Origin of the sequence: Flavobacterium sp. MDT1-60 (assembly GCF_014844035.1) — a bacterium.
Classification (GTDB): Bacteria; Bacteroidota; Bacteroidia; order Flavobacteriales; family Flavobacteriaceae; genus Flavobacterium.
Genome location: NZ_CP062159.1, coordinates 1,228,015 through 1,238,981, shown reverse-complemented (window position 1 = coordinate 1,238,981; position 10,967 = coordinate 1,228,015). Strand labels below are relative to the sequence as shown.

The 10,967-nt window shown below is 37.1% G+C and carries 6 protein-coding genes; all 6 read right to left on the bottom strand.

The window, feature by feature from the left end; genetic code table 11:
• Positions 1–60 precede the first annotated feature (60 nt).
• The 6 genes from IHE43_RS05145 to IHE43_RS05120 all read right to left on the bottom strand — a co-directional run bounded on the left by IHE43_RS05145 (position 61) and on the right by IHE43_RS05120 (position 10,559).
• Positions 61–1,188 carry a glycosylase gene (locus IHE43_RS05145; protein ID WP_192186980.1) on the bottom strand — a complete coding sequence of 376 codons (1,128 nt, stop codon included), beginning with the start codon at positions 1,186–1,188 and terminating at the stop codon, positions 61–63.
• A 146-nt stretch (positions 1,189–1,334) separates the two neighbouring features.
• The gene (locus IHE43_RS05140; RefSeq protein ID WP_192186979.1) at positions 1,335–3,008 is read right to left on the bottom strand and encodes a hypothetical protein; all 1,674 of its coding nucleotides are present in this window, start codon (positions 3,006–3,008) and stop codon (positions 1,335–1,337) included.
• Between the two features lie 61 nt (positions 3,009–3,069).
• Positions 3,070–5,250: an alpha-rhamnosidase gene (locus IHE43_RS05135; protein ID WP_192186978.1), complete on the bottom strand. Its 2,181-nt coding sequence runs from the start codon at positions 5,248–5,250 to the stop codon at positions 3,070–3,072.
• A 1-nt stretch (position 5,251) separates the two neighbouring features.
• Positions 5,252–6,832 carry a sodium:solute symporter gene (locus tag IHE43_RS05130; protein WP_192186977.1) on the bottom strand — a complete coding sequence of 527 codons (1,581 nt, stop codon included), beginning with the start codon at positions 6,830–6,832 and terminating at the stop codon, positions 5,252–5,254.
• Positions 6,829–7,893 carry a Gfo/Idh/MocA family protein gene (locus tag IHE43_RS05125; RefSeq protein ID WP_192186976.1) on the bottom strand — a complete coding sequence of 355 codons (1,065 nt, stop codon included), beginning with the start codon at positions 7,891–7,893 and terminating at the stop codon, positions 6,829–6,831. Before IHE43_RS05125 ends, IHE43_RS05130 begins: the two co-directional genes overlap by 4 nt.
• A 146-nt stretch (positions 7,894–8,039) precedes the next feature.
• On the bottom strand, positions 8,040–10,559 hold the full coding sequence (locus tag IHE43_RS05120; RefSeq protein ID WP_192186975.1) for an L-rhamnose mutarotase: 2,520 nt from the start codon (positions 10,557–10,559) through the stop codon (positions 8,040–8,042).
• Between the last annotated feature and the right edge of the window lie 408 nt (positions 10,560–10,967).

Below are 10,967 nucleotides of genomic sequence, written 5' to 3'. Positions count from 1 at the left end.
ACAAAAATGTTATTGTTTATTTTTTGAGTAAAGAGTATTAACGTATTTCATAACTTATAACTATTTCTTCTCCTTTTTCTCCGGCGGCGCCACAAAATTCATTTCACTTTTACCCAAATCTTTCGAGGATGCAATTGCAATTCCTCTTTGTTCTGCTTTATTTACGGCGCAATAAAAATGATACACTACTCCATTATATTTGACCACAAATGATTTATGCGCAAACATATCGTCATAAGGTTCAGATGATTTGATAAGATCTTCGCCTTTCCAGTCGGTCCAGTTTACTAAATCATTCGAAACTGCAAAACGGTTAAATGCACCTTGATTCCAACCCGTCCAAAAAGCTCCAAAATAGAACATCACCCAGGTATCATTAATACGCTGAATATAAGCATCTCCTGAAATTCCTTTATGATGATTGATTAAAGGTTTATTGCCATAACGCTTCCATTGTTTCATATCGTTCGATACTGCCATAGCAATACGTTCTGCGCCTTTAGCAGGATTTAAACTATCACCACGCGCATTGTAATACATGATAAAATTGTGTCCTGTCAATTTATCTTTATCACGAATCACACTGTTTTTATACATGGTACTATTATCCCACCATCTGGCATCATTGTCTTTTGGCGTTAAAACCGGTTTTTCTAAACGTTGAAATTCATGTGCTTTTGTTGGAGATTCCTTCGTGTACGCCATTCCGATAGACAAAACTCCGGCTTCGTACCCTTTGCTGTCTCCACCAAAATAACTCATCCAATATTTATCCTCATATTTTTCCCATTCGTAGCTTCCTCCCCAGGTTGGATCCTGCAACGAAATATATCCTGCTTTTTGGTTGACGTCCCAATGTTGTTCGTTTTCAGAAAAAGACATTACTTTTCCTAAATGTTTCCAATGCAATAAATCATCACTTTCTGCCAGCCAGGTTTCGTAACCTCTTCCACCGTAAATCAAATACGTCATGAACCATTTTCCGTCTTTTCTAAAAACACTCGGACAATCCATTTTGTAAGAGTTATCTGTTGGAACCATCACCAAACCGTATTTATAAGGCGTTTTGATTTCGTTGTAAATCTCCTGCATTACGGTTTCGTTGATTTCTCGTTTCTTATATTTAGTCGTTGCGCAACTGCTTATGAAAAGTGCAGTAAGGGTAATAATTAGGTATTTGGTTTTCATGTTTTTGGTTTTAGCCACGAAGGCGCTAAGGCACTAGTTTTTTTATTTTTTTCTGGAATCTATGCTGGTGAAATAATCTTCGCAGTCGCAGAGTCGCAAAGTTTCTATATTCTATTCTCTATAATCTTGGTTCTTTCCTCTTGACTCTATTTCAACTCTTTCAATCTAGATTCCATTACGTCTTTATTCAACTTTACTTTAACCATTCCCATTGGGTGAAATCTTTTTTTCAGATCTATGGCGGCGTAAACTATTGTATACACATCATTTCCTTCCGGAATCAGGCAAAGTGGTGTTCTCATGATATCCCACCATTTATCGACTTTTGTTTCTATGGGCAGGTAGCGTGCTTCTCCCCAATTGATTCCGTCTTTCGAGAGTGAATATCCAATCATATTTGGTAAATGATGTCCCCACCCGTCCGGGCCTCCATCAAAAATGGCGATGTACAAATCGTTTGGTAATTGACTTACGATTGGATTTTCTACAAACTGCGGATGAATTGATTTTATTGGTTCCAGACCTTTATTCATTCTTTGCCAAGGTCCTTCTAAACTTTTTGATTCTGCCAAAGCTACAAACCAACCTTTTCCGGTTTTCTTTGGATAATCTGCCCAGGAATTAAAAGGATAAGCACCGCTGTAAAAACCAAAGTATTTATCTCCCACTTTATAAGGGAAAAAAGAAGCTACACCCTGGCGTCCTTCCCATGGTTGTGAATCTAGTCCCGGTTCCATGATGATTCCCATATCTTTGTATGGGCCGCCAATTCCGTCAATTCCCTCGACTGTTGATTCGCAACGCCAAATTCTTCCAAAAGAATGATTTGGTTCTATTGTTTTACTAACTGTATATGCTAAATAATAGCCGTACCATTTGTTTGCCTTTTCGTTAAAAACCGGCATATACGACCAAATTGCGGCACGGCGATCATTCATTGGGTTATCATCTTCGGTTACGGCGTACGTTCCGCTTGCCTGATAAATCGTTGATTCTCTTTTCCAGTGAATGGCATCTTTGCTGGTCCAGTGACCAATTCGGGTTTTTACACGATCGTAATAATAATCTACTCCTTTTTCTCCGGCTCTTTCCGTTGGAAACATATGATAAGTATCTCCTACTTTCACCACGCGACCGCCTTCAAAGCCTCCCTGAATCCCTTCTGTTCCTGGCATTCCTTCATCTACAACGGCTTTGTTTTCTCCACCAATGATTTCGAAAAGTGGTTGTTCATCTGAAAATCCTTCGACGATAAAAGTTGGGTTCCACAATTTTCCATCTGGAAGTGCTGCGTTTCTAAAAGTTAATTGCTGACTGTCTTTTATAATTCCTAAAACGGTAAATAATCCTTTTCCTGGATTTATAATTTGAGTTCCTTTTGAATAGGAAATGGCATACACATTTACGGGTGGCAAACCTGTTATCGTTATTCCATTTTCCAAGATTAATTTGGCTTTCGCCGAATTATTTAGTTGAAGATAATCCGGGGTTTCTTTCTCTTGAAAAACGCCAATTAATACCTGAACATTTTCTTTAAACTTTAATTGCAACGGTGTATTTGTTCCGTTTTTATATTGACTTAAAGGAAGTTCAACACCCGTTAAACCTTCTAATTCTGGTGCTAATCGAACGATGTTATGTTTACTGCCCGAAAATACATGTGCGTATTGGGTGGTTTTGAAGGTTTTGTATTTATTGACTACTTCAAATGGGGCTGGTTTCCTCGCAGTATTTTGTGCCGAAACTTGAATGCAGATCACAAACAGCATTAGGAAAGCAGTTTTTAATTTGAAATTGTATTTTGTATTTTTTGAGAACATTGTTTTTCTTTTTAAAACTTAAGTTACAAACTATGGGCTAATCACTAAGCACTAAAAAAACTCAAATCGCTTTATAACTCACTCTATATTCAACATTCGGCTTCACAATCAACTGATATTTATTTTTAGTCAATGTTGTAATCGTTCCTGAATTCGTTTTTGGTTTGCTTTGACTTTCGAAAATCAATTTCCCTTCACCATCAGCGGCTTTTACTTTTATTTCTTTGGTGCTGCAGTACAATTCAACTTCGCCATTTGGTGTTGGTACTTTTCCCTGCATCCATTGTAATCCGCCTAAATTGGGTTTGATTTCATATTCTGCATAACCTGGAGCAGTTGGTTTTACACCCAAATAATATTTCCCTAATAGATAAATTGGACTAGAACCCCAGGCATGGCAAAGACTTTTTCCATAAGGGCGTCCATACATCGCTAAATGTTCTGTTCCTTTTTTGGTTGGATTGTATTCTTCCCAAAATGAGGTTGCGCCTTCTTTTAACATTCCGCCCCAATACTCTTTCATTTCTTTCAGCACATAATCTTGTTCGCCCATAGCACACAAGGCTTCCAACTCGTAAAAACGCATGTAGGGTGTTGTGATTTGAAGAATATCATCATTGAGCAATACCTTCTTTTTTATACTTTGTTTTTGCTCTTCACTAAAATAATTGAAAAAAATACCGAACATATTAGCGTATCTGGTTACAATGTTCTGCATTTTACCGTCTATACGCTGATGCTTCATAACGTTTTCCTTTTTATCCCAAAACACATCAAATAATTTTGTTTTTAAATCATCAGCTAATTTTTGATACTGTTGTTGATCATCCTTTTCACCTGCAATTTTAGCACTAACTGCCATGGCTTCTAAACTTCTTGCTAAAAGCATTTGCTCAAAACTAACCTCGCCGGTTTTTGGTAATCCGTTCGCCCAATCAATAAAAACCCAATCACCTTCTAATGGTTCCAGGAATCCGTTTGTGTTTCTTCTTTTTAAGCAGAATTCCATAAGTGATTTCATTCTTGGATAAAAAGTTTTGATGAATTTCGTATCGCCAGTATGTAAATAGTAATCGTAAACACCCACAAACCAATACAGAGAATAATCCATTATGATATTAATATGAGCCGTCACAGGTTCTTTACCACGAAGAGCCAACAGCGTTCGTTCTACCGAAGCCGAATCAAAGAATAAATAATAATTCATTAGATAGCTTTGATAAGCGTCGCCAGACCAAACCCAACGGTCGCGTTTAATCCCGTCTATAAAAAATTCGCGAGTTGTTAAATGCATCGTGTACGCCGACACATCCCAAATTTTATTCAATTCCTGGTCTGAAGATTTGAATGCTCCACGATAGTCTAATGGCAAATATTCATAAAGCATCGAAATAGAATCATATTTTACCGTTGCATCTGCTTGTACCTGCACATAGCGGAATGCTTTGGATCCATCATGTGTATAGGTTTCAGGCTGGCTTCCATCAAAAGATAAATGGTCTAGTGTTTCACATCTGGCAGAATCCAGCGCTTCCTCACGAGATTCACCATAATAAAGTGCTACTTTACCTTTTCCTTTTAAGCCGTGAATTTTAATATAACCAAAAGTTTCTTTACCAAAATCTACCAACGCACCAGCTCCTGTTTTTTCTGTTTTTTTTGCATTCAAAGGTTTGGTTGTCAGTTTAAACCCGGAAGGCTTATTCTCTGGTGAATAAAAATTCCAGGAACCAACAGGTACCCATGGTGTACCTGATTGTTGTGCTTTTCCATTTTCATCAATCCAAAGTTTATCTTCATTGGTCACCTTCCAGGATGGATCCGATTTAACAAACTTACCTGCGATATAAATAGCCGGCAACACTTCCTGATTGTATACTTTAAATGAAATTTTGTGTTTACCGGCGGGAATTTTTATTGATTTTGGCTGCCCGTAAACCTGAACACCATCTAAAAGCAATTGAAAAGATCCTTCCGAATAGATTTTTACCTCGTCAGCTTCCGGAATATCTACTTCTGTTTGAAAAGTTACCAAAGCATAAGGACTGTAATATTGCCAAAGCGGTGGAAATACTGCTTCACGTTCTGTACGTCTAACCTGCATTTTATTGCTTAACCAAACTTCAAAATCACCTGGATACCAGATCCAAGTTTGCGCTGAAGCGGCTTCCGATAAAAAGAATAACGCACCAAGACAAACAACAGTTTTTAAACTTTGGTGTAAAGAAGATAATCTTTTCATATTAATTAAAATTAAAAATGAGGTATAAACTCAAAATGACGATTCCTAAGATAGCAAATAATAATTTGACCTTTTTACTGGTTTTAGGAACATCAGTCTCACTTACAAAATTGGTTTCCGGAGTTTTATCTGCTAATGAAATGATAATTGCAGCTACTAATAAGGTAGCGAAAATGTAAAACGAGATCAATAAGAAGTGAGGCCAAACCGGATATTTATCTGCAGGGAAAATCCATAAATACAAAACCCCGACAAATAAACTAAAAGCGGAGCCCCAGGATAATGTTGCATTTACTGCTTTTTTTGTGGTACGTTTCCAGAAAATACTCAACAGGAAAACAACAGATAATGAAGGTGCTAAAAATCCTAAAACGGCCTGAAAAATATTGAATAAATTTTGTCCCTTTATATTGTCAATCGCAACGGCAATCAAAATGGCAAATAAACATCCGGCTGCAATCGTGATACGCCCAATTTTAATTTGTTCCTTAATAGTTGCTGTCGGATTGATTTTCTTCACATAAATATCATTGGTAAAAACGGTACTTAATGCATTTAAGGAGGAACCAATTGTTCCCACCAAAACCGCAATCATGACACAAATTACCAAACCGTTCATTCCACTTGGGAATAAATTAGTCACCATTGTCATATAGGCGAGATCAGAATTTTTGCCTAATTCAGGATATAAAACATAACACAGAATTCCCGGTAAAATAAACAGTGGCAACGCCAATACTTTCAGCCAGCCAATGAAATTTACGCCCAATTGCCCGTGCTCTAAATTCTTAGCTCCCAAAACACTCTGCACCATCGATTGATCGGTACAGAAAAAAGCAACCGCCGCCACCGGATATCCCAACAAAATAGCCGGCCACGGATAATGTGCGTCGTTTGCTGGCTGTACTAAATTCCAGAAATTAGAAGGTGTTTTGGCTATTAAGGCACTGATCCCTCCCACTTTTTGCAATCCCAAATAGGATAATGTCAATGAAACAACAATTAATAAAATCATCTGAAAAACATTCACTTTTGCAATGGCTTTCAATCCTCCTGCGAAAGTAAAAATTCCCGAAAAAATAACTAAAACGGTCACACTTTGCCACATCGGAATTCCGAGAATCTGACGTACCAAAACTCCTCCGCTAAATAATCCTAACGATAACCAACTTACCAAAATTTTTACCAAAGCGTACCAGGCCAAAATATTTTGTGTGCTGTCGCCATAACGTTTTCCCATATATTCCGGCATGGTACTTACTTTGCTCGCAATATAACGCGGTGCAAAAACCATGGCCAAAAGCAATAAAAAAACAAAAGCATACCACTCAAAATTTCCTGCTACAATTCCGGTTGCATAACCAATACTCGCAAAAGCCAATAAGGAGGACGGACCAACATTGGTCCCCCACATATTAAACCCGATGCTATACCATTTTAGCGAATTCCCGGCCAAAAAAAGTGTTTCATTTTTCTTGCTTTGTTTTACACTTACTACGTAACCAATAATTAATAAGGCCACTAAATAAACGGCAACAATGATAAAATCTAAGGTTGTTAACTTATCGTAAATACTGTTCATAGCTCATATTCTTTTAAAACATCAGCTATTTTAACTGGCATTCCCGTTTGTAAAGATTTGTCCATCGCCTGCAATAAAGCCACGGTTCCGATACCTTCTTTCATGTCCGGATAGGCCGTGAAATTTTGTTCGATACTGTCTACGAAATATTCCAGATAATTTTGATATTCTCCTGCGTGATGACTTTGCCCTTCAAAACGGAAATAATGTTTTAAGGTGGCATCGCCCCACGTTATTACTTTTTCTTCACCATCTTTTGTAGTAACAGCATAACGCAATTCGTGATAATCGGCCTGGCTTGCGCCTTCTGTCGCTCTCAAAATTGTACTCATTCCGCTGTCTCTTTGGGCTGGTTGTGTTGGCGAGGTATAAACACCGCTCACTCTCGCAATTCTTCCGTCAGTTGCTTTGAAGATAAAGTGCATTGTGTCTTCATTTTTTAAACCCGCAACACTTCCGTTGCTGCTGATCATTCCGTAACCCATTACTTCTTCAATATTGGGCAAATACCATCTGATGAAATCTACAGGATGACTTAAACCTCCGTAAAGCCATTTGAAAGATTGCAATAACGACCATTCTTTTTCTAAAAACCATCTGTGATCGGCGTGATAATACGCTTCGATTGTAATTAAATCGCCAATTAATCCTGCTTCAAAATCATTTCTTTGCCTTTTTGCCGGTTCAAAAAATCTTGAGCTTTGACCAATAAAAACCTTTTTACCCGTTTTTTCGCTTAAGGCTAATAGCTCTTTTGCATCCGCCAAATTATCGATAAAAGGTTTGGTGCACACTACATGTTTCCCGTGAAGTAAAGCTTGTTTTACATGATCAGCATGAAGATGATCCGGTGTATAAATGGCAATAATATCAATTCCGCTGTCATTTAATAAATCATCGTAATTGGTTGTGTACGAATGAAAATCAAATTCCTTTGCTCTTTGTTTACACAATTCTTCATTTCTGTCACATACTTTAATGAGCTCCAATTTCGCGCTTTTTAAAGCTGCCGACATTGTGCTGCGACCTTCTCCAAGTCCTAAAATGGCGATTTTCAACATTGGGTATTTTATATTTTAAATAGTTAGTTCTAATTGTTTTTTAGCGCAGATTAAGCATTTAGATTTTTTCTTTACTCTTTGATCTTTCCTCTTTACTCTTTGTTCTTTGCTCTTTGCTCTTTGTTCTTTGCTCTTTGTTCTTTACTCTATTTTCTCTCCTCTACATTCACTTTATTCAAAAATATCCAGGTTTCATCAGGTTTTGCGCCTTCGATTCCGGTTTGGTACTTTTTCATTAGGGCATTCCAATCGTCTACACGCGGATTGTTTTCTGTTGTTTTCGGATTTAGTTTATCCAGACTTTCTCCTTTCGGAATACTGATTACCAACATTAATTGTCTTCCATTTTTGAAAACCTGTAATTGCTGAAAATCGGCATTGCAGAATCCTTTTGCAATTTCAGGCCATTTTTCAAATTGAGTCGTATGATAGTCTATATACTCTTTTTGTAATTTTTCATCTTCTACCAAATTGGCAGTTAAAACAATATTTTCCCATTCAGATGCCGGTTTAGAATCTTTACATCTTTCAAAATTTTGGAAATCGTAAATCGGTTTTTCGTAAATTTTTATTTGTGCCGATGGATAAGCGAGCGCCAACTTCCTTTTTGTTCTTTCGGGCTGATTCATTTTTCCGTAAATCACCAAATGATTTTTCCATTGATAAATGGATTCACCCACAATTCGGAAACCTTTAATAGTCGATTTTACTTTTTCAATATCAAAATCAGAACCGATCATTTCGATGGCTACCGATTTTGGTAATTCCTGTAAACCCCATGCTTCATCAATAATTGCCTCTTTTGTTAAAGCAGCATAAGGCGCTCTGATTCCGGCAGCCTCTTTAATTTTTGTGCTGACATATGGATTGTTATTTTCCCAAATATTACCTTCCGGGCCATTGTTGTTTTTTAGGATTTTCTCTGTTGCAATCCAGTTATTTTTGATGGTAAAACCCTGGCTTCCTTCGTCAGTATATAAATACAACCACAAAAACGGGTCGTGTGCGTAGGGACTGTTATACACTTTATCAATATAATTTTCTTCTATTCGGCTGTTTGGCTGTGATGAAAGCGTATAAATTCCGGAAACATCATGTAGATGTTTGGCGTAATGATGAATTTTATTGGCTACAATTTTGTTGTTTTCCATCACATTTTTAGTGTGTGTCCAACCCCAGCCCATTGAGATTCCACTATAGGCCACATCCGAAATTTCGTTGTGTTCGATAGTTAGATTTTTAATAAAACCGGCAGCGATTCCTAAACATCCCCAATCTTCGTTGGCAACATTGGTAATTAAATTGTCTGCAATTACTTCATCTGAACAGATTTCTCTTTCGTCTTTTATAACTAATGGTAAATGCGCTTCGAAAGCTTCTTCAGAGAAAACACCAATACTTATGGCATTTCCGCCAATATCTCTAAATAAATTTCCTTTGATAGTATTGTGATTTGTGCCTTTATTAAAATCCAATCCCGTTGAAGATAAATGTTCAAAACGACACCATTCGAACTGATTATGATCCGCATAATTTACTTCAACAGCCGCTCTTGGTCTCCCAACCCAACCCTGATTTTCTAAATTCGCCTGATTTGGAGTTCCCGGAACTTGTAATTTATAGGCATCCAACAAATACATTCCCGCCTGCAACGGAACGTGACCTTGTTGCGAAGGACGAAGCCAGTTGCTGTATTGAAATGAAATTCCTTTAAAATTAAAATGATGAACCGGAGAATCGATTGTTCCTTTCATCTCCACTAAATTTTCCAGAACGGGAACAGTAACTTTTGCAGAAGTTAGATCTTCACCTGCTCTTGGGATATAATAAATTTTGGCATTTTTTTTATCTAAAAACCATTCGCCGGCTTCATTCAGCATAGAGATTCCGTTGTTCAGATAAAATGCTGAATTTCCATTATTTTTTGAAATCCACGGTGCTGGCCATGGGTGCTCGCTTTGAATGCGACCTTCCGGTTGTTCGAAAGAAAGTCTGGCGCTGTCTTTTTGAACTTCGATATTTTTGATTCGAAGATTGGCTGTTGACCACCATTGAATGATAAACATTTCCATTCCGGGTTCGTACTTTATGGATTTATCTTTAAACGGAATCCAGCAAGTTTCTGTTTTTGCATCCCATGATAATATACGATCCATTTGATTTCCGGAAGTACTTTTGGCTCTTACGGCTTTTTTTCCGTTCACCCATAACTGTCGGTAATTGACAGTTTCGCCTGCTTTTTGAGGTGCATCGGCTACCCAGACATTTGCTTTTTTTTGTCCGTTTATTAGGATTGTCGATTTTTTCCAGTTTTTTATTTCCAGTCCACCGCTGATTATTGGTCTTGCATTTGCATCAGCTTCAATTGTGGTTGGACTTTCGGGAGTTCCTGAATCTTCAGGTCTTACGAATAAAGGTTCATTTAAATAATACGTTCCGTCTGTTACTATAATATGAATACCGTCTTTTATGGATGGATCTTTCAGACGACGAAGTTCTCTGGCTTTTCTCATGGCCATACTTACAGTCGCTAACGGACTTGCTTTTGTTCCTGGATTGGTATCTTTTCCATTAGTCGAAACCCAAATCTCGGCTGCTGTTGCTGAAAAGACAGAACAGAGGATCAAAAAAAGGATAAGTACTTTATTACGAGTGAGTAAACGCATTTTATATTTTTACTTTTAATAATGCTTAAATATAATTCAGAATGTAAATTTTCTTAGTAAAAAACTTATATTCTAAAGAATTTTAACATTTTATACAATAATTAGGCACCAATTTAAAGTAACCCTAAAATATAAGCATCCTGTACCCTCCTGCTCTCTGTTAAAATAAGTGTGTTTTTCACACATTATTATTTTTTCTAACAAAAACAAATAATCTGAAGCGGGATCAATTCTTAAAACTTGTGGAAATCTGAATCAGGGATGATTTTTTTACCACAGAGAACACCAAATTTTTTTATTCTTAACTTAAAAAAAAACACAAAGTTCACAAAGCTAAATCAAAATATAGCTTTGTGAACTTTGTGTTTTTTACAAGTATTCCTAGATAAAAATCTTTGTGTTCTCTGT

Coding starts and splice junctions, on each gene's coding strand:
- IHE43_RS05130 (WP_192186977.1), bottom strand. CDS start 6,832: ATGAACAGTATTTACGATAAGTTAACAACCTTAGATTTTATCATTGTT.
- IHE43_RS05125 (WP_192186976.1), bottom strand. CDS start 7,893: ATGTTGAAAATCGCCATTTTAGGACTTGGAGAAGGTCGCAGCACAATG.
- IHE43_RS05135 (WP_192186978.1), bottom strand. CDS start 5,250: ATGAAAAGATTATCTTCTTTACACCAAAGTTTAAAAACTGTTGTTTGT.
- IHE43_RS05120 (WP_192186975.1), bottom strand. CDS start 10,559: ATGCGTTTACTCACTCGTAATAAAGTACTTATCCTTTTTTTGATCCTC.
- IHE43_RS05140 (WP_192186979.1), bottom strand. CDS start 3,008: ATGTTCTCAAAAAATACAAAATACAATTTCAAATTAAAAACTGCTTTC.
- IHE43_RS05145 (WP_192186980.1), bottom strand. CDS start 1,188: ATGAAAACCAAATACCTAATTATTACCCTTACTGCACTTTTCATAAGC.